We start from the raw sequence: 18,131 nt of genomic DNA, 5'->3' as shown, positions 1-18,131 counted from the left end.
CGGCCGCCAGGCGGCGCATGTCATGTCGAAATCACCTACAAACTTATTCGCGCAGGGAAAACGATGACAATGGAAGCTGAAATTCTGCATTTGATCGAAGCCGGCTCGAATCCGGCCTTTTTCGGTCCCAAGGCGCAAGACCTGTGGCTGCGGGAAGGCAAGGCGAAACAACGCGGGACCGGACTCGACGTCGTGTTATTGACCCATCCTCGCGACGAACAGGATCTGGCCCGCATGTTCCCCTGGGCCGGACGGCTGCAGCACGAGGAAATCGCCGAACTCATGCCCCATCTGAAGCCGGTCTGGGGAGAAATGATCCAGACCGACGAGATCAATGTCGGCATCTTGTTCCTGCCGCTATTGGCCGCCGACATCCTGGATCCGCGCAAGCGCGCGGCCTGCCGGCATATGCTCGAATACGACGCGCTGGATGCGATCGCGCAAATGCATGGCCGCTTCGTCTGCCTGGGAGGGCTGACCGGCGCGCTGTCGCAATATGGCCGCCGCTTGGCGGCGCGGGCGGAAAGCCTCGGGATACAAGTGACCACCGGGCATGCGCTGACCGCAGTGTCTATCGTGCAGCAATACAACAAGGCGCTCGCCGAGGTGGGCCGCGGCAGCGACGAAGTGGTGCTGGCCATCCTCGGCGTCGGCAGCGTCGGCGGCGGAGTGGCCAAGCTGCTATGCCACTCCAGCCACCGGGTTAAGCCCGCGCGCGTCATTCTGATCGACACCAGGCAACAGGAAACCCGGCTCCACGACATCGCCGGCCTGATGCGCGAGCGGCTCGGCATCGTCGTGGATGTCGAGCTGCTGGATCTGCGCACCAAGCTCGACGACGACAGCCCTTGCTATCGGCATGCCAACGTGATCATCAGCGCGGTCAGTACCCCCTACATTCTCGACATCGACAAGGTGGCTCCGGGAACGGTGCTGATCGATGACAGCCAGCCTTATTGCTGGAGCCGGGAAGCCGCCTGGGCCCGCCACCAGCGCGCCGGCGACATCCTGCCCTGCGATGCCGGCCTGGTGGATGCGGGCAGCATCGGATTCGTCTCCCACTTTCCCTTCGACTTCAGCGACGATCAAGGCGCTGGCAGTTCCATTTCCTGGTCGTGTCTGGCCGAAGGCCTGCTGCGCGGCGTAGACCCTTCCCTGCCCAACAATATCGGCGAACTGGAGGTGGAGAACTTGCTGGCCTACGAGGCGGCCTTTCTGCGCCACGGCTTCGCGATTCCCCAGCTGCAGTGCGGCCTGCACATCCTCCCTGCGCGCGCGCGGCCACTTCATGCGGAGTCCTGCAAATGACACACGATGCGACAGCCGCTCGCTGCGCCAGCTGCGGCATGCCCCTGAATTACGACCGGATCATCCACGGCGCGGACGCCAAACCGGCCAGCGCCGGCGACGGCCTCTGCACCGTCTGCCGCGCAGGCGCGCGGCAGACGGTCGAACGCGAAGAAAGCCACGAACGCTTGCTCGATCTGTGCCTTCGGCTAGCCCAGGGCAAGCTGGGCTGGGCGCGCCGCCTGGCCGCCGCGCTCGCGCGGTTGCCCGGCGTGGCGCCAACCCGCGTCGGCGCCCTGGCCAACATCCTGTCCAGTGTGCCGGCGCGGACCGCCGAGTCTGAATACGACGCGATGGTGCTTTACAGCGGCGGCAAAGACAGCACCTATATGCTGATCCATCTGGCGCAAAAAGGCTTGCGCGTCTGCGCCTGGATGCTGGATCCCGGCTATCAGTCGCCCCAGGCGATCCGCAATGCCGAGAGCCTGACCCGCCGCCTGGGCGTGCCGCTGATCGTGGAAAAGAAAGACAAGGCGATGGCCGACGGCCTGTTTCGCGCCGGCTTCTCCATCGATCAGCACTCGGACGCCGAGCTGGTGAAAGGCGCCATGACTTTTGGCTCGGCGTGCTGGCCCTGCTTTTCGTTGATCGCGGTCAGCGCCTGCCGCTTTGCCGACGCGCACCGGATTCCGCTGTGCTTTATCGGCACCCAGCGCGGGCAGAACCGGCTGAACCTGGAGGGCGGCGATGTGCTGACCTCGACGGAGCTGCCTAAAGTCAGCAGCCTGGTATCCCGTTTCGTCAAACCGTTCCGGCGCGCGCTGCCGGAGCCGGTGCCGGAATTGGCGCTTGATTCGGAAGAAAGCGCCTTTCCCACGGTATTGATCCCGTTTTATGAATTCGTCGCCAAACCGGAACGCGAACAGCAGATTCGCGCGATCGAGGCGTACGGCTGGTCGCTGCCCAAGAATACCGGCTCATGCAGTTCAAACTGCATGATCAATGAATTGGGCCGGGCCGTCATGCGCACCCATTTCGACTTCGACCTGTACGACATCATCGACGCCAACGAGCGGCGGCTGGGCAATCCTGCCGATCCCCAATCGGCGCAAGGGCCCGACCCGACGGCGGTGGCGCTTGGCGCTTCATTGATCAACCTGACGGATCAGGAGAAAAAGGTCTTCAAGATCCATCCATTACGCGAGGCGAAAATTGCGAAACATCAGTGATACGCAGTCTTACTCGATGCAGGACCACTTCTTCAGCCGCGCGATCTATGCGCTGTCCCGCGTCATCGGCGTCAAGAACATCACGCGGCCGTTCTGGAACCGCTGGCGCGCCGCGCTGTTCGCCAACAGCACGCTGGAGCGTTTCCTGTCCGCCATCAAGGGCTTGAGCGACTGGGCCGATGCCGGCCAGGCTTTCCTGCAAGCGGAAGTCGCGGCTTTCGACGCCGGCCGCGCGACGCTCGCGCGCGAGCAACAGGTGGCTGAGTTGCGCCGGCTATCCTTTTTGGCGCATCTGGTGCAATGGGGCTGCATGCCATTGACCGAGCTGAAAAAGAATGCCTACCGGATGGCGCGCGATTTCTATATCGAAGCGGAAACCCTGCAGCACGGCGCCCGTTTCGCGCGGATGCCCGTCGATTATGGCGGCCATCGCCTCTGGGGCAATCTCCATCTGCCGGAAACGAGCGGCCCCGCGCCGCTGGTCGTGATCATTCATGGCATGGATGACGTCAAGGAGGAGCATCTGGCCAGCGAGCTGCTGTTCCAGGCCGCTGGTTGCGCAGTGTTCTCGTTGGACGGCCCTGGCCAGGGCGAGGCCTTCCTGCTTGATGGCGTGCTGTGGGAGGGCCATTTCGAAGAAGCGATCATCGCTTCCGTCGACATGCTGGCGCGGCATCCGGCCATCGACACCGCCAACTACGCGATCTGCGGCATCAGTTGGGGCGGCATGTGGGCCTACAAGGTGGCGGCCAAAGATCCTCGCGTCGCCTTTATCCTCGACTTGGGCGGCCCCATCCACGCCACCGACTTCGCCAAGCTTCCCTTCTTTTTGAAGAGCAAGTTCTGCCAGATTTTCGGCTTGGCCTCGCCCGACGGCTATGCCGAAAGCATGTTAGAGTTCTGCATCAACGACGATGATCTGCTGTCGCGCGTGCGCGCCAAAACGCATATTGTCCATGGCGACAAAGATCCGATCGTGCCGACCCGAGACAAGGTGTGGCTGGCGGAAACATTGAACCGCCTCGGCCACACGCAGGCCACCGTCACCGTCTATCCGGATGGAGACCATTGCTGCACGCAGCACGTGGCTGAAATTCGCAAACTGGCGGCGCAAACGTTTCTCCAGCTCTACCAGGAACGGCAGCAGGCCGGACACGCCGCGGCGCGCGCGCAAGATGGCGATGCGCGGCCCCGCGCGCTGGCCGGCGCCTCATCGTAAGAGTACCGCAAAGGCGCCGACGCGGTCGGCGCCGCTTCATAACAGGCAGTAGGGTGCAGGTATGGTCAATAAAAATACGCAGAATTTCCCGGGGATTGTGCTGGCGGCCATGGCCGCGTTGTTGGCGACAGGCTGCGATCAACGCAAGCCAGACGGTTATCAAGGGTATGTCGAGGGTGATTTCGTTTACATGTCTACGCCCTACGCCGGAAAAATGACGAATCTGCATGTCCGGCGTGGGCAGCAGGTCGCGTCGCACGGCCTGCTGTTCGCCGTCGACGCCACCGAAGAGACCTACGCGATGCAGCATGCCCACGCGCAGTACGAATCGGCAGACGCGTCATTGAAAGATCTCAAGAAAGGCCGCCGGCCGGCGGAAATCAATGCGATCCGGGCACAATTAGCCCAGGCGCAAGCCAGCGCCAAACGCTCCGATCAGCAACTGGCGCGCGATGAAGAGCTCTTCAAGGCCAGCATCATCTCTCAGGCGCAGATCGACTCCAGCCGGGCCGCCCGGGCCGCGGATCAAGCCAAGGTGGAGGAAATCCGCAGCCAGCTCGACACCGCCGCCTTGCCCGCGCGCCAAGACCAGATCCAGTCGCAGGAAGCCCAGGTGCAGGGCATGCGCGCCTCGTACGGCCAATGGCAATACCGGGTGCAGCAGAAATCGGTCACTGCCTCGGCGCAAGCGACGGTCGTCGACATCTTCTATCGCGAAGGGGAATGGGTACAAAGCAATGCGCCGGTGATGAAGCTGCTGCCGGTCGATAACGTGAAAATCAAGTTCTTCGTGCCGGAGAACGATTTGCAGAAAGTGCGCGCCGGCCAAAGCCTCCGCCTCAGCTGCGACGGCTGCCAGGCCGGACTGGCGGCGGTGGTCGATTACATTGCGCCGGATTCCGAATACACCCCGCCGATGATCTACAGCAACGAATCGCGCAGCAAGCTGGTTTACCTGATTGAGGCGCGGCCCGACAAGGCGACCGCGCGCGCGCTGCGCGTCGGCCAGCCGGTGGAGGTGCTGCTATGACGGCGGTGGACAATGCGGTGACGGTGCAGGGACTGAACAAGTATTTTGGCGCGCACCACGCCGTGAAAGACTTGTCCATGCAGATTCGCCAGGGTGAGATCTTCGGCTTTCTTGGCCCCAACGGCAGCGGCAAGACCACGTCTATCCGCATGATGTGCGGCCTGCTGACGCCCGACTCCGGCTCCGGCACCTGCCTCGGCTACGACATCACGCTGGAGCGCGCCGAAGTCAAGCGCAGGGTAGGCTATATGACCCAGCGCTTCTCTTACTGGGAAGACCTGTCCATCCGGGAGAACCTCGACTTCGTCGCCAGGCTCTATCAGGTTCCCAACCGCAAAGCGGTCGTCGACGCAACCCTGGAAGAGCTGCAGCTGACTTCCCGCGCCACGCAGTTGGCCGGCTCGCTGTCTGGCGGCTGGAAACAGCGGCTGGCGCTAGCTGCCGCCTTGCTGCACAAGCCCAAACTGCTGTTGCTGGACGAGCCGACCGCAGGCGTGGACCCCACTGCCCGCCGCATTTTCTGGGAAGAGCTGCACCGCTTGGCGGCCAGCGGCATCTCCATTTTGGTCAGCACCCACTATATGGACGAAGCGGAGCGCTGCCATCGCCTGGCCTACATCTCCTACGGCGAGTTGCTGTGCCAGGGCACCGCGGCGGAAATGATCCAGCAGCGGCAGCTGACCACCTGGCAAATCACCGGCCAGCGCCTGGTTCAGCTGAACCGCGCGCTTGAGGCGTGCCCCGGGGTAGAGCAGGTGGTGGCGTTCGGCAATGCGCTGCATGTGTCCGGCACCCAGGCGGAACTGCTGCGCGGCACCATAGAACAGCATGCCACCGGCGCCGGCTACGACGCCAAAATCATCGATACCAGTCTGGAAGATGTGTTCATCAATCTGATGAAGACATCGGAAAGGACATTCAATTAACGATGCGCTACTTCAATCTTTCCCGCTGGTGGAGCATTGTGCTCAAGGAATTCCTGCAAATCCGCCGCGACCGGCTGACGCTGGGCATGATAGGCGCGCTGCCCATCATTCAATTGACCCTGTTCGGATTTGCCATCAATACCGATCCGAAGCACCTTAAAACCGACATCGTGATCGCCGAGCAGAGCGAATTCACGCGCTCTTTCGTCAGCGCCCTGCGCAATACCGGATATTTCGATATCGAGGAGGCCCTCGCCACGCCGGGCGAAGCCGACGCCGCGCTGGCCAGCGGCCGGGCGCAATTCGTCATCAACTTCCCCAACGGTTTTTCCGCGCAGCTGCTCAAGGACCAGAAACCAAAGATACTGGTCGAGGTTGACGCGACCGACCCGACCACCACCTCGAACGCCTTGTCCGCCTTGAACAAGGTGGCGCAATCCGCGCTCAAGCGCGACTTGGGCAATGTGGTGCACGTGGCCGATGCCTCGCCCTACGGCTACGAGCTGATGGTACACAAACGGTACAACCCGGAAGGGATCACCCAGTACAACATCATCCCCGGCCTGATGGGCGTCATCCTGTCGATGACCATGGTCATGATGACCAGCCTATCCATCACCCGCGAACGCGAACGCGGCACGCTGGAAAATCTGCTGGCCATGCCGGTCGAGGCGCTGGAGGTCATCAGCGGCAAGATCATCCCTTACATCATCGTGGGGCTGATCCAATGCACCACCATCCTGCTGTTCGCCAAATTGTTGTTCCGCGTGCCGTTCGAAGGAAACATGCTGACGGTGTACGCCGTCTCGCTGTTGCTGATCCTGGCCAACCTGATGGTCGGCATCACGATTTCCGCGCTGGCGCGCAACCAATTGCAAGCGATGCAGATGACCTTTTTCTATTTCTTGCCCAGCATCCTGCTGTCCGGATTCATGTTCCCGTTTTATGGCATGCCGAAGTGGGCGCAAATCATAGGCAACGTCCTGCCGCTGACGCACTTCAACCGCGTCATCCGCGGCATTCTGCTCAAGGGCAACGGCTGGGTGGAAATCTTTCCCAATGTGTGGCCGATCATGCTGTTTGCGCTGAGCGTGATGCTGCTGGGCGTGTTCTTCTACAAAAATACGATGGATTGACCTATGAAAACACCGGTATGGACGAAGACGCTTGGGATGGCGGCCACCGTTTGCCTGCTGGCGGCTTGCGCCAGCGTCGGGGTGCCGGCGCGTCCGCAAGACAAGTGGCCGGAGAACTATTTCGACGAGGTCAATCTGCCTGCGGGCGACGGCGCGCAGCGCTACGCCGCCGCGAACGACATCGCCCCGCGCTGGTGGGAAAGCTTCGGCAGCCCCAAGGTGAATGCGCTGGTCGCGCGCGCGCTGGCCGGCAGCCCGTCCATCGATGAGGCGCAGGCGCGGTTGCGGGAAGCCGAGGCGCAGTGGCAGGCCCAGACCGGCCAGGAGCGCTTTCCGGATATCTCGCTGGGCGCCGGCGCGCAGCGGGAAAAAATCAATACCGCCGCCATGGGCCTGGGCGTTCTTCCCTCTCCCAAGCCGTTCGGAGTCTACAACGCCAGCCTGGATGTCAGTTATCACATCGATTTATTCCAGCGCAACCACCTGCTGACGACCTCCTTGTTCCGCCAGACCGAGACCGCGCGGCTGAAACTGCTGTCGCTGCGACAGGCCCTGGTCAGCAAGGTGCTGACCGCGATCGTGCAAGCGGCCTCGGATCAGACCGCGCTGCAGACCTACCGCGATGTTTTGTCGCGCCAGCAGGCGCTGCTGGCGCTCGACCGCAAGAAAACGGCGCTAGGCGCCGGCGTCGAACAAGACATATTGAACCGGCAGCAGGAAATCGATCAGACCCAGACCACCATCGCCAGGCTGACGCAATCGCTTGCCGATGCGCGCCGGCAACTGGCGGTCTATGCCGGGCTGGCCTCCACCCACGACATCCCCGATCTGACGCTGGCGGAACTGCAGCTTCCCAAGCAGCTGCCCCAGCGCATGCCGTCCGAGCTGCTGCGGCAAAGACCGGACATCATGATGGCGGATGTCGCGATGTCGCGCGCCGGCGACCTCGTCGGCGTCTCCACCGCCAACCTCTTTCCGCAATTGTCGCTAAGCGCGAGCTATGGCTATGAAAGCCTGACTGCCGGCAAACTGTTCCGCCCCGACGCCGTGGTATGGGACGCCGGCAGTTCGCTGTTGATGCCGCTGTTCAACGGCGGACGCCTCCAAGCGGAAAGACGCGCGGCGCAAGCCGTGTACGACCAATGCTACAGCGCCTACAAGCAGACCGTGCTGGACGCCTTTTTGCAAGTATCGAACGCCATGCAGGCGGTGGATCGGGCCGCGTCTATCTATGGTTTGCGGCAGGCCGACTTCGAGCAGCGAACCCGCTTGCATCAAATCGTGCAGACGCAGTTGCGCATCGGCGACGCCGCCATGCCGGCCATGCTCGACTCCCAACGCCGCCTGTCGCTGAGCCAGGCCGACGTCGACCAAGCCAAAGCGAATAGGCTGATCGACACGATCTCGCTCTATCAGGCGGTCGGGATGGGAAGTTTCCAATGAGGCCGCCGCCGGCATGGCTGCGCGGCGCGATTTTCGCCATGTCCTGGAGCGCCGCCTGCAGCGGGGCGCCAGCGGATATTGACGACAGGGCCGCGTTCGAACCGCAGCAATACATAGATCATCAGAACGTCCCGCTCCACGGCGTCGGCAAACGGACATTCCTCTTCTTCGACATTTACGCCGCCGGATTTTACGGCAACGCTCCGTCGCCGGAAGCCAAATTCGTTTTGTCCAAGATGGCGCCGTGCATGATCGAATTGCACCTGTTGCGCGCGGTTTCCGCCAGCGAGCTGATGCATACCCTCAGCGCCGCGTTCCGGCGCAACGCGTCCGAGAAAACGCTGCAGGAGCAGGCGAACAAGATCCAGCTTCTGCAGCGGATGATCGCGCGGGCGCAGACGCTGAATCGCGGCGATAGCGTGCAGATCGGTTTCAACGGCAAGGAAACCGCCATCTCGCTCAACGGCAAACCGCTGGGCCCGCCCATCGATGGCTATGCTTTCGCGGAAGTGATTTTTGCCGTCTGGCTGGGCGATAATCCGATTGATGCCGCGCTGAAACAGCGGCTTCTCTCCGGCTGACGCCTTGCCTTGCCGGCGCGAACGGCATGAAAAACAAAACGGCTTACGATTCGCATCGTAAGCCGTTGTTTGATCTGGTGAGCCCCCCGAGAGTCGAACTCGGCACCAACGGATTATGAGTCCTAAATTTAAAGCATACTAACGCATAGACACCCGCTGACAAAACAAACTCAAATACTTGTTTTTAATGAAAAAATATAGAATATGGAAAATAAAATAGACGATAAGTGTTGACCTAAAGGCATCACAACGCCCTACAATAACCCTACAACTTAGAATGTAGGGCTTCACATGGCACGCGTTCCACTGACCATCAACCGAATCGAAAAGCTTTCTTGTCCCGAAGGGAAATCCCAAGTCTTCATGAGAGACAGCGAAGTCCCCGGCCTAGGGCTTCGCTGCACTCCCAAACGCAAGACCTTTATCTTTGAAGCAGACCTTCACGGCCAGACCATTCGCATCACGATTGGCGAATACCCTGCATGGCTGCTCGATACTTCGCAAGGAAGCAATGAGCCCAGCGCCCGACGCCGCGCACGCGAGCTGCGTGGGCTGATTGATCAAGGCATCGACCCTCGCCTCCAGGAAAAAGAAGCCAAGGCAGAACATGAGAAATTGCTGACGGCTGCAAATAAAAAAAACATCACCCTTGCAGATGCCTGGCCCGTCTACATCCAAGCCAATGCCAGTCGCTGGGGCGCCCGGCACCTTGCAGATCACGAGCGACTCGCGCATCGGGGCGGAGACCCTAGAACCCGCTCCAAAGCAAAGCAGACCATCCCCGGCCCCCTAGCCCCATTGCTAGATGTCAAGCTGACAGACTTGAACGCTGACCAGATCAGCGCATGGTTAGAGAAAGAAAACGAAACCCGGCCTACGGTAGCCGCATTAGCTTTTAGATTGCTAAGGGCATTCCTGAACTGGTGCGATGAGCAACCCGAATACACAGGGCTTATCCCTGAAATCAATCATGCCGCCAAGAAGGTTCGCCAGAAAGTGGCAAAATCCAAAGCCAAGGATGACTGCCTACAAAAAGAGCAGCTGCCTGCTTGGTTTGCCAATGTGCAAAAGCTCAGCCCGATTTTCAGCGCATACCTGCAAACTCTGTTGCTTACCGGTGCTAGGCGGGAAGAGTTAGCAGAACTGAAATGGACAGATGTTGATTTCCAATGGAAAAGCTTACGGCTAGCGGACAAAGTCGAGGGTGAGCGCCAGATCCCACTCACCCCCTATGTAGCCGAGCTTCTCGCCAACCTTCCCCGTAGGAACGAGTGGGTTTTCAGCAGCACATCCGCTCAAAGCGGCCGCATACAAGATCCCCGCTACGCTCATAACCAAGCTTTATCTTGGGCTGGCCTACCGCCTTTGACGCTGCACGGACTCAGGCGATCATTTGGCACGCTCTCCGAGTGGGTGGAATGCCCGACAGGAGTAGTGGCGCAAATCCAAGGCCATAAACCAAGTGCGACCGCCGAGAAGCATTATCGCCGCCGGCCCCTTGACCTGCTGAGAAAATGGCATAGCCAGATTGAGGACTGGATTTTGGAACAAGCCAATATCCAGGATACCGTTAGCTGAACATTCCTCGACCATCGAGGTGTCTTTTTCATATCCCCGCCCCCCCTTCTCCATCAATACTCCTCCGCCAACATCAGCGTCAGCACCCGCCTGGTCGCCTCGGCATCCCACGGTGCTTCGCTGCCTTGCTCGCCGTCTGGCGCGTAATAATCGATCTTCCAGAACACCGTCGCGCCGTCGATCTCCACCTGGCCGAAGTCATGTTCCAGATAGGGATCGTTGTCGGCACTGAAATCTTTCATCTGGCGGATCGCCTCAAGGAATCGTTCTGGCTGTTCCAGGCTGGCGAAGCCTGGGGTGCAATGCACCTGCCCCAGGCTGGATGGTGCGAAGGGCAGGCTGCGGCGCAGTTGGTCGTTGAGTTCGGCGGTTTGGATCTGCTTCAGCAGCCAGCCGCCGGTTTGCGGCAGCCGATTGATCTGCAGCAGGATGGCTTCCGGCGTCGCCAGGTGTTGGCGGTGCTGCAGCGACAACAGCCAGCGGCGGATGCCGGCCAGATCCTGGAACGGGCAGACTACGCCGTCTAGCGTTTGGATGTGGTGATTCATCATCGTGTCCTCGTAAAAAAACCCCTGTCTGGCTAAGCCAGATCAGGGGCAAGGGTAGGTAGAAAACGGGCGTTCAGCCGCCGCCAGCGGGTGCCGTCAGGGCCGGCACTGCTGGAGGCCGGCGCGCAGGGTGGCTTGGAACGGTTCCGGCATGGCACCGCTCAGGCGCATCTCGGTTTCCAGCGCGGCATATTCGTCTTGTTGGTGCCGGCTCTCAAACACTTTGAGCAGGCAGCTGCAGTAGGCCTTGGTGGCGCCGCGTCCCATGCAGCCGTTGACGAAGCGTTCTTGCACATCGCTGTCGTAGCCGGACGAACACGCGGTCAGCAGGACGAGCAGCGGAAGGATCAGATAAGGGGTTTTCATAGGCGTTCGGACAGAGTGGGCGGGCACGGACAGACTGTCTGTGCCCGTGATCGCGTTACCAGGTGACGCAGCTGTACTCTTTGCTCTTGCTCGACGGCAAGGCCTTGGCCGCGCCGGTCAGCGGCAGGGAGAGGGTTTTGCCATCCGCCGTCTTGGCCACCAGGGTCTTGGCCTTACGGAGGCCATCCCAGGCCAGGCGGAAGTTGTCGCCGCCGGCGCGCGAGCCGGCATCGGACGGCGACAGCGGCGCCTTGCCATCGAGGATCAGCACGAAGTCTTGCGGGCTGCCGTAGCCATACTGCTTGCGGCCTACCGTCAGCGTCATGGTGGCGGGCGTGTCGCCGTCGTTGTTGCAGGCGATGTAGAGCTGATTGCCCTTGGCGTCCTTCACCATGTATTCCGATACGCCCTGGCCCCAGCCGCTGCTCCAGCGTCCGGTTTCGCCAAAGGCCAGCGCCTGCTGGCTGATCAATGCCGCCAAAGCGGCGAGTATTAGCGGTTTCATATTGGTTCCTGAGTTCGAAGATTGAGCGCCCCGCCAGGGGGCGCGCTATGCCGTCAGTTCACGCCTAACGTCGGCTTGAGGGCGTTGAAGAGTTGATCGAAGGTGGCTGGGGAGAAGGTGATGCCGCCACGGTCGCGCTTGGCCGGTTCCACGCTGGCGAACTGCAGATGGCCGGCGCGCAGCGCGATGGCCAAGCGATTGCCGGCCTGAAGGTCGTCGAGCTGAATAAGCTGCGCGGCCTGAGCGTCTTTCAGCGCGATGTTCAGCACCAGCACATTGGCGTTGCGCGCCAGCCGACTCCAGCGGATCTGGCTGCTCAGCACTTGGCCTTGGCTATCGCGGATGGCGGCGCTGCCATCGGCGTTCAGCCGCAGCAGATTGCCGCTCGCGCTGACGGGGATGTCGAGACCGAAGACCTGATCGACGGCGCTGTATGTCTTGGCCTTATCGCCAATCACATTGCAGGACTGGTTGTTGTTGAAGGCGGGATCGCAGTCGGAGATGCTGACCTGATCCAGGTTATGGCGGATATAGGTGGTATACCCCACGCTGCCGGCGGTAAAGTTGCCGCGCAGCGCGTTCAGCAAGCTGCTGTCCAGCGCGCCCTGCATCACCTTGGCCATTGGCTGGCCGTCCAGCTTGGCGGCGCGCAGTTCCAGCCGCCCGACTATGCCGATCAGCGGGTTCGTTACGGTGATGGCGTTACCGTCTACCTGGGCCTGGCCCCAGACCGGCTCCGGATTCTGGTTGCTGATGAAATCGGTCCAACTGCCATCGGCCTTCAGGTCGTACTCGCCTTGATGCGGGAAGAAGTCGGCCCATACGCTGGGCTGCCATTGCTGGGCCAGGTACTTCTGATGCAGCGTGGCTAGGCCTGCGCTGCTCAGGCTGCTCAGTTCGCGCAGGGCGACGGTCTGGTTGTTACTGCTTTCCAGACCATACCAGCTGTACACCCCGCTCTTGAGCACGGCGGCGGCATCGACATTGCGGCTATACCGCGGCTGGCTCGCCTGGGCATCGACATCCGCCTGGCTGACCTGATCCACACTGCCCTTGCTGGCGATGGCATTCAACACCGCGCGCACCTTGTCAGCATCGGCCTGGCCATTGCTGGCGAAGGTGGTGATCTTGTCCACCACCTTGCTGGCCAGCGCCGAAGTGGCCAGGTCCTGACCGGCGATGTAGTCGGCATTCAGATCGACGCTGCCGCCGAGCAAAGTCGTTACATTCTGCTCGGCAGCGCTGCGGCTCAAACCGGCTTCCATCTGCGCCGCCACCATGGAGGTCAGCGGCGTCACATGCTGATTGGCGGTATCAGACAGAATCGTGCTGAGGGTGAAGCTGGCCGGGAAGGTGTAACCGGGCCGGGACAGATCCTTGGTGGCCGGCGTGACCACCACCAACAGTTTCTTGCCGGCGACCGTGCCATTCACCGGCAGGCTGTAGCTGCCATCGGCCTGCGTGGTGGTGCTGGGCTCGCCCGGATCGCACACGCCGTTGTCGTTCAGATCCAGGCAGACCGTGGCGCCGACCAGATAGCCGTCAATCGCCTTGCCGGAAACCTGCTGTGTCGGCGTGGGCGGCGTGGGCGGCGTGCTGGGCGTGCCGCTATCGCCGCCGCCACCGCCGCAAGCGCTCAACAGCAGCGCGCTGCAGGTCACAGCCAGCATGCTGGAGAGGGAGGATGGGGTTTGCATATGCGTGTTACTCCTTGTTCATCGTGGGATCTTGGAAGGCTTTATCGGCGTGCTGAAGGGCCAGACTCATCGGGCATTCGATCCCAATTCCAGAGGTCGAGAGTCCTGCATGATGGCCCCCTGCTCGTCATGCCAATAAAATGTCGAATATACACTACAAATATTGACGTGTTTATAGCGTCGTGAATCTGTATTCAGATGGGCATTCTGATCTTCATGAACGATCAACGCCCCAAAGCCTCTGCTGCCCATCTATCGCCGCTTTCCATAGCCTTGGGCAAACGCCTCAAGCAATGCCGGCATGGCGCGAACAAATCACAGGAAACATTGGCGTTTGAGGCGCAGGTTGATCGCACCTACATCTCAGCCATTGAGCGAGGGGTAGCCAACCCATCCATCGAGACCTTGGCAGACATCTGCCATGCAGTTGGCGTGAGCCTGGCTGAATTTTTCTCGGTGATGGACCAGATTCCCCCGGCGCCCAGCGGGGAGCGGCGGGTAAATACTGCTACACCGCCTCAAGTCAAACGCAGCCGATTACGTTAATCAGGTAACCGTTCTTGCCCTGTACGTTGCGTATCGGCGGAAAGGCCCGAGGCGTCACCCTCCCCGAGGCGGCGAACGCGGTTGCCTCTCCAGATTCAAGGCCAGGACCAGGGCGAGGAAGAATCGGCCAAACTGGCCGAATCGTCCGCTGTACAAGGCCTGATACAACATGAGGGCCGCCACGATCAGTAGCGGGTGCATCGGTTTTCTGAAGGTTCTATCGGTGAACGGGGGCATGACTGCTTCCTTCTGCTTTGTGGAGTTAAGACTGCGCCGCCTTGCCCAACTGCCGACTAAGCCGCGCAGGTCGGATTGGCGTAGCAGGTGGTGGCGTCTCACCCGGCGTCGCGGTTTCGGGATAGAACTCTTCCAGCAGCTGCGGCACGTCTTCTTCGCTTTCTTCGAACTGGCCGTTTTGCAGCAGCTGCCTGGCCATGGCTTCCATTTGCGCGGTATCGACGCCAGCCTGCAGGGCTTGCTCGGCTTCCGTTCGCGCCTGAGTAACGGCATCGATCAGGCTGTGGCCGTCGCGCAGCGTCAGATCGACGTAGTAGACCGGGGTGCGGTAGGACTGGGTGGTGCTCTTGGCGCGCAGCCGCAAGGTCAAGGGCAGGTAACGGGTCAGGCCGCCGCTGACGGCTTCGAAGTAATGCAGCCGCGCCGCCAGCGTGCGCACCGAGTTGTAGCCGGTGGTGCGGAAGATGAAGGTGCCCAGTTCGTCCTGCTGGCCGTCCACCTGCACATTGAGCCGGCCATACAGCTTGCAGCCGGCTTCGCGGGCGAATGGGCAGCGCTCTGGACCGGCGCAGGCGGTTTCTTCCACGCCATTCGACGCGATGCGGCGCGCGGTTTCGCCGTTGCCGACGCAGAGCGGACGGCCCGTCGCGCGATCGAAGGCGCTGTATTCGGCGCGCAGGTTCAGTTCGCTGTGATTGAATGGCAACCGCACCGGAATGGCGCGGATCTTGCCGTTATGCGCTTGCTCGGCCAGTGGCTGATGCAGCGGGTGCAGCAGCCAGCCGTCGCGGTTTTGCACCTGGGTGGTGAGGGTGAAGCTGTCGTCCTTCTCCGGCAGCAGTTTGTCCTGGCGTTGCACCAGTTTGCCGATGCTGATCCGGCCGATGACGGGCGGGGTGATGGCGAGTCCCTTGATCATGATGCGCTCCTCTCGGTTTGCAGCAGGAAACGGCGGCTGCCGGCCACCGTCTTGCTGTATTGCTTCAACAGCTCGGGTTGTTCCAGGCTCAAGCGTTCCAGATCCGCGATGGTTCTATCCTTGGTGCGCTTCCAGCTGACGCGGCCGCCGGCAAACACGGCTGTGCTGGCCTGCCCCATCACGTTCTGCAATTGCTGCTTGGCATAGGCTTCCTGCGCCTCGATCTCTTCGCGGCGCAGCTTCAGCGCCAACAGGGTGTCGAACAAGGCGGTGCCTTCGCTGGATTCGGACAGATCCACCGTGGTGCCGCTGTCTTTGGGAAACAGCCATTGCAAGGCCTGGCCGGCATCGTCGGAACCATCCGGCTGCGGCGGTTCGTCCTGCTCCACGCCGCGCCAGAAGCGCGCCTCGCGTTCGATCAGGTCGGCGATCTTGTCCTCGTCGCGCTCGATGCGGTAAATGCGGAAGTCCTGGCCGCCGATCAACACCGCCACATCGGCCCAGGCGTGACCGGTAACGGCGAGTTGATGCAGCACCTGGCATTGGTAGGCGATGGGGATGCCGTCTTCCCACTGTGGCGCGCAGTGATAGCTGGCGGTCTTGATTTCGAGGGTGCCGACGCCGGCATCGGCGCCGACGACTTCGCGGTCCAGATTGGCCAGCATGAAGGGATGCTCGGCATGCTGCAGCACGGCGTTGACGCGCCGCACTTTCAGGCCGGTGCGCTGGGCATAGACGCCGGCCAGCACCGGCTCTAGGATCGTACCCCACAGCACCGGTTCTTTCTGCGACAGGTCTTCCGGCGTCTTGCGGCCGGTCTTCTCCAGCCATAACGACAGCGCGCATTTGTATGGCGACAGGCCGATGGCCGCCGCCGCGTCGGACGAGCCGATGCCTTGGCGGCGGATCGCCAGCCAGGCCTCGCGCGACAGCTTCAAGGTGGATGCCAGGCGCAGTGCCTGGCCGTAGCGTTCACGCATGATGACCTCCAAAAGCATAAAGCCCGATCTGGCGCAGGCCAGACCGGGCGGAAAAGAAAGAAGATGGGTAAAGCGGAATCGGCGGAGTCAGCCTACCGGGATCAGCTGCCTTACATGGGCCTCACACGCCGCGCGGCTGGCAAAGCCCTTCAACGGGAAATAGTCCGGCCCGTCGCAGGCGGCATCGTCCCAGTCCAGTACGGTGACAGCGCAGTCGGGATGCGAGGCGTAGACGGCGCTGACCATGCCGCCCTCGACACAGATCACGATCTGCAGCGGCGGCAACTCGGTAGATGGCAAGGGTTGTAGAGAGTCGGCGTGCATGGCGTTTACTCCAGCAAGGCCAGCGCCTGATCCAACGCGCGCTGTTTCAGCTGCGCGCCCTGGCCGAACCAGGCGGAATCCAGCCGATAGTCCTGATTGCGGGCGCGGCGATGATGATCGACATACTCCGTCACCGCATTGAGCAAGCCCCAGGCGGTGCCGCGCGCGCCGCTCAGCATCGAGCCCATCCCCGCGCCGCTGTACAGTGCGATCAGTTGCTGGGTGGGCTTGGAGATCGGCAGGCTGTCTTCGTCCGCAACAGCTTCGCCGGTGACAGCCTGGAAGAACTGCTGCGCCTCCTGCGGCGACACCGTGCGCCGGCTCAGCTGCTTCAGGTTGCCGATGAAGCGATCCCAGGACGACAGGCCGATGCCCAGCGCTTCCTTCACCGCCTTGGGATCGAATACCGTCGAGTGCGGCACCTTCACCGCGCCGCTGTTGTTGCCCACCGCCAGTTGCAGCGTGTTGTTGCACACCACCCGCACCGAAGTGAACTGCGCCGTGGTGGCCAGCGTGCCGTCACAGCTGGTGGCCAACAGTAGATAGGCTTTCACCTGATCGCCGCTACGAATCTGGGTCTCCTGCCCGGTACGCGCCAGTGCCCACAGCTTGCGCCCGCCCTTCAATACGCCCGCGGTTTCCAGCTCAAAACCGCCGGCATGCACCAGATCGTTGTAGAAGCTCAGCACCTCATGCGGCTGTACCACCTTGTAGCGGTTGGACACCACCGACAAGGGCGCGAAGGTGTCCGAGCGATACAGCACCTTGGCGTCGGCATGCGGCCGGATGTGCATGCCACCCGGCGCCACATTGAACAGCACGTCGCTCTGCTCAATGGTCCAATCCATCCCCGCCTCGCGCTGCCAGATGTCTACCGGCAGCCCCTCAGACAAACGATTGCCCAGCCCATGCCACGGCGTGGCGCCGACATAAGCCATGGTTTCCACTAGATGCGCCATTTCACTCTCCCAGAAATAGAAACCCCGGCGCGTGGCCGGGGCGATAAACGGATGCGGGCGGTAGCCCGGTAGTAGCTCAGGGAGGTGATATGTGGGTGAAAATTCTTTGAATCAAATCGCGTGTCCCTACAGGAGCCTGCTAATCTGCCTTTGCCGCCGTTCGGTTTACAGGCCGGCTAGGTAAGTAATGGATCAGTTACCTACTGTTCAGGAGAGAACCGTGTAAAACCACAGCTCTCAATCCTGAGTACTCTTGCTTCCACCCCATTGCTGCCGGTAGATCTGTCAAAGGTGCTGAAGCCAGTTAGAGAAAGTGAAATCAAAAGGGTGCCATCGGAGCAAGAAAAATAATACCTCGTTCCGTACCATATTGACACTCTGGAAGGGAAAACTGACTCAGAGGACGACTTGCGGTTGTACTATGTAATGCTTGACCAATTCGAGGCGAAGCGCGCATTATGTATAACAATTCAGTAAATCCGGACCCACTAAAACGTGCCGCTTACATCAAGGCTTAGACAGAAGTGACCTGTCTCTTATACACATCTCCGAGCCCACGAGACTCAAAAGGGGGGGGGGGGGGGGGGGGGGGGGGGGGGGGGGGGGGGGGGGGGGGGGGGG

18 protein-coding genes are annotated in these 18,131 nt (G+C 61.4%); 10 read left to right on the top strand and 8 right to left on the bottom strand.

The genetic code is table 11. The features are described 5' to 3' along the window. Window positions 1-69 precede the first annotated feature (69 nt). From JHD59_RS16185 to JHD59_RS16145, 9 genes are all read left to right on the top strand, one after another. The gene (locus JHD59_RS16185) at window positions 70-1,308 is read left to right on the top strand and encodes a hypothetical protein (protein WP_199154979.1); all 1,239 of its coding nucleotides are present in this window, start codon (window positions 70-72) and stop codon (window positions 1,306-1,308) included. Continuing rightward, entirely contained in the window at window positions 1,305-2,516 is a 1,212-nt protein-coding gene (locus tag JHD59_RS16180; protein WP_199154978.1) for a phosphoadenosine phosphosulfate reductase family protein, read from the top strand. The genes JHD59_RS16185 and JHD59_RS16180 overlap by 4 nt, the downstream gene beginning before the upstream one ends. After that, complete coding sequence (locus tag JHD59_RS16175) at window positions 2,500-3,735, top strand: S9 family peptidase (RefSeq protein WP_199154977.1); 1,236 nt, start codon at window positions 2,500-2,502, stop codon at window positions 3,733-3,735. Before JHD59_RS16180 ends, JHD59_RS16175 begins: the two co-directional genes overlap by 17 nt. Window positions 3,736-3,796: 61 nt before the next feature. Next, on the top strand, window positions 3,797-4,765 hold the full coding sequence (locus tag JHD59_RS16170) for an HlyD family secretion protein (RefSeq protein ID WP_199154976.1): 969 nt from the start codon (window positions 3,797-3,799) through the stop codon (window positions 4,763-4,765). Next, the gene (locus tag JHD59_RS16165; protein WP_233164284.1) at window positions 4,762-5,691 is read left to right on the top strand and encodes an ABC transporter ATP-binding protein; all 930 of its coding nucleotides are present in this window, start codon (window positions 4,762-4,764) and stop codon (window positions 5,689-5,691) included. The genes JHD59_RS16170 and JHD59_RS16165 overlap by 4 nt, the downstream gene beginning before the upstream one ends. A gap of 2 nt (window positions 5,692-5,693) precedes the next feature. Further along, window positions 5,694-6,827 (top strand): ABC transporter permease, encoded by a 1,134-nt coding sequence (locus tag JHD59_RS16160; protein WP_199154975.1) that lies wholly within the window; start codon window positions 5,694-5,696, stop codon window positions 6,825-6,827. 3 nt (window positions 6,828-6,830) lie between these two features. After that, entirely contained in the window at window positions 6,831-8,270 is a 1,440-nt protein-coding gene (locus tag JHD59_RS16155) for an efflux transporter outer membrane subunit (protein ID WP_199154974.1), read from the top strand. Then, a complete protein-coding gene (locus tag JHD59_RS16150) occupies window positions 8,267-8,851 on the top strand; it encodes a chalcone isomerase family protein (protein ID WP_199154973.1) in 585 nt (194 codons plus the stop codon). Before JHD59_RS16155 ends, JHD59_RS16150 begins: the two co-directional genes overlap by 4 nt. A gap of 291 nt (window positions 8,852-9,142) precedes the next feature. After that, on the top strand, window positions 9,143-10,429 hold the full coding sequence (locus JHD59_RS16145; protein ID WP_199154972.1) for an integrase family protein: 1,287 nt from the start codon (window positions 9,143-9,145) through the stop codon (window positions 10,427-10,429). 53 nt (window positions 10,430-10,482) lie between these two features. On the opposite strand, the gene JHD59_RS16140 is transcribed toward JHD59_RS16145, so the two are convergent. The 4 genes from JHD59_RS16140 to JHD59_RS16125 form a co-directional block, all read right to left on the bottom strand. After that, the gene (locus tag JHD59_RS16140; protein WP_199154971.1) at window positions 10,483-10,977 is read right to left on the bottom strand and encodes a DUF3768 domain-containing protein; all 495 of its coding nucleotides are present in this window, start codon (window positions 10,975-10,977) and stop codon (window positions 10,483-10,485) included. Window positions 10,978-11,073: 96 nt separating this feature from the next. Further along, window positions 11,074-11,343 carry a hypothetical protein gene (locus JHD59_RS16135; protein WP_106077806.1) on the bottom strand — a complete coding sequence of 90 codons (270 nt, stop codon included), beginning with the start codon at window positions 11,341-11,343 and terminating at the stop codon, window positions 11,074-11,076. A 55-nt stretch (window positions 11,344-11,398) separates the two neighbouring features. Further along, window positions 11,399-11,848 (bottom strand): hypothetical protein, encoded by a 450-nt coding sequence (locus tag JHD59_RS16130; RefSeq protein ID WP_199154970.1) that lies wholly within the window; start codon window positions 11,846-11,848, stop codon window positions 11,399-11,401. A 53-nt stretch (window positions 11,849-11,901) separates the two neighbouring features. Further along, window positions 11,902-13,545, bottom strand: coding sequence for a hypothetical protein (locus JHD59_RS16125; RefSeq protein ID WP_199154969.1), 1,644 nt, complete (start codon window positions 13,543-13,545; stop codon window positions 11,902-11,904). A 198-nt stretch (window positions 13,546-13,743) separates the two neighbouring features. Here JHD59_RS16125 and JHD59_RS16120 point away from each other — a divergent pair, with 198 nt between their 5' ends. Next, entirely contained in the window at window positions 13,744-14,091 is a 348-nt protein-coding gene (locus JHD59_RS16120; protein WP_233164281.1) for a helix-turn-helix domain-containing protein, read from the top strand. 262 nt (window positions 14,092-14,353) lie between these two features. Here the strand turns inward: JHD59_RS16120 and JHD59_RS16115 are convergent, their stop codons facing one another. From JHD59_RS16115 to JHD59_RS16100, 4 genes are all read right to left on the bottom strand, one after another. Then, window positions 14,354-15,247: a hypothetical protein gene (locus JHD59_RS16115; protein ID WP_199154968.1), complete on the bottom strand. Its 894-nt coding sequence runs from the start codon at window positions 15,245-15,247 to the stop codon at window positions 14,354-14,356. Then, the gene (locus JHD59_RS16110; RefSeq protein WP_199154967.1) at window positions 15,244-16,227 is read right to left on the bottom strand and encodes a YqaJ viral recombinase family protein; all 984 of its coding nucleotides are present in this window, start codon (window positions 16,225-16,227) and stop codon (window positions 15,244-15,246) included. Before JHD59_RS16110 ends, JHD59_RS16115 begins: the two co-directional genes overlap by 4 nt. An 87-nt stretch (window positions 16,228-16,314) precedes the next feature. Next, a complete protein-coding gene (locus tag JHD59_RS16105) occupies window positions 16,315-16,551 on the bottom strand; it encodes a hypothetical protein (protein ID WP_199154966.1) in 237 nt (78 codons plus the stop codon). A 5-nt stretch (window positions 16,552-16,556) separates the two neighbouring features. Continuing rightward, a complete protein-coding gene (locus JHD59_RS16100) occupies window positions 16,557-17,510 on the bottom strand; it encodes a DUF932 domain-containing protein (protein ID WP_199154965.1) in 954 nt (317 codons plus the stop codon). Between the last annotated feature and the right edge of the window lie 621 nt (window positions 17,511-18,131).

This window comes from Chromobacterium sp. ASV23 (assembly GCF_016428945.1).
Classification (GTDB): Bacteria; Pseudomonadota; Gammaproteobacteria; order Burkholderiales; family Chromobacteriaceae; genus Chromobacterium; species Chromobacterium sinusclupearum.
This window is presented reverse-complemented; position numbering and strand designations above follow the sequence as displayed.

Bases quoted from the DNA above. Each gene is read 5' to 3' on its own strand.
- JHD59_RS16185 (WP_199154979.1), top strand. From the start codon at position 70: ATGGAAGCTGAAATTCTGCATTTGATCGAAGCCGGCTCGAATCCGGCC.
- JHD59_RS16180 (WP_199154978.1), top strand. From the start codon at position 1,305: ATGACACACGATGCGACAGCCGCTCGCTGCGCCAGCTGCGGCATGCCC.
- JHD59_RS16170 (WP_199154976.1), top strand. From the start codon at position 3,797: ATGGTCAATAAAAATACGCAGAATTTCCCGGGGATTGTGCTGGCGGCC.
- JHD59_RS16165 (WP_233164284.1), top strand. From the start codon at position 4,762: ATGACGGCGGTGGACAATGCGGTGACGGTGCAGGGACTGAACAAGTAT.
- JHD59_RS16160 (WP_199154975.1), top strand. From the start codon at position 5,694: ATGCGCTACTTCAATCTTTCCCGCTGGTGGAGCATTGTGCTCAAGGAA.
- JHD59_RS16155 (WP_199154974.1), top strand. From the start codon at position 6,831: ATGAAAACACCGGTATGGACGAAGACGCTTGGGATGGCGGCCACCGTT.
- JHD59_RS16150 (WP_199154973.1), top strand. From the start codon at position 8,267: ATGAGGCCGCCGCCGGCATGGCTGCGCGGCGCGATTTTCGCCATGTCC.
- JHD59_RS16145 (WP_199154972.1), top strand. From the start codon at position 9,143: ATGGCACGCGTTCCACTGACCATCAACCGAATCGAAAAGCTTTCTTGT.
- JHD59_RS16140 (WP_199154971.1), bottom strand. From the start codon at position 10,977: ATGAATCACCACATCCAAACGCTAGACGGCGTAGTCTGCCCGTTCCAG.
- JHD59_RS16135 (WP_106077806.1), bottom strand. From the start codon at position 11,343: ATGAAAACCCCTTATCTGATCCTTCCGCTGCTCGTCCTGCTGACCGCG.
- JHD59_RS16130 (WP_199154970.1), bottom strand. From the start codon at position 11,848: ATGAAACCGCTAATACTCGCCGCTTTGGCGGCATTGATCAGCCAGCAG.
- JHD59_RS16125 (WP_199154969.1), bottom strand. From the start codon at position 13,545: ATGCAAACCCCATCCTCCCTCTCCAGCATGCTGGCTGTGACCTGCAGC.
- JHD59_RS16120 (WP_233164281.1), top strand. From the start codon at position 13,744: ATGGGCATTCTGATCTTCATGAACGATCAACGCCCCAAAGCCTCTGCT.
- JHD59_RS16115 (WP_199154968.1), bottom strand. From the start codon at position 15,247: ATGATCAAGGGACTCGCCATCACCCCGCCCGTCATCGGCCGGATCAGC.
- JHD59_RS16110 (WP_199154967.1), bottom strand. From the start codon at position 16,227: ATGCGTGAACGCTACGGCCAGGCACTGCGCCTGGCATCCACCTTGAAG.
- JHD59_RS16105 (WP_199154966.1), bottom strand. From the start codon at position 16,551: ATGCACGCCGACTCTCTACAACCCTTGCCATCTACCGAGTTGCCGCCG.
- JHD59_RS16100 (WP_199154965.1), bottom strand. From the start codon at position 17,510: ATGGCGCATCTAGTGGAAACCATGGCTTATGTCGGCGCCACGCCGTGG.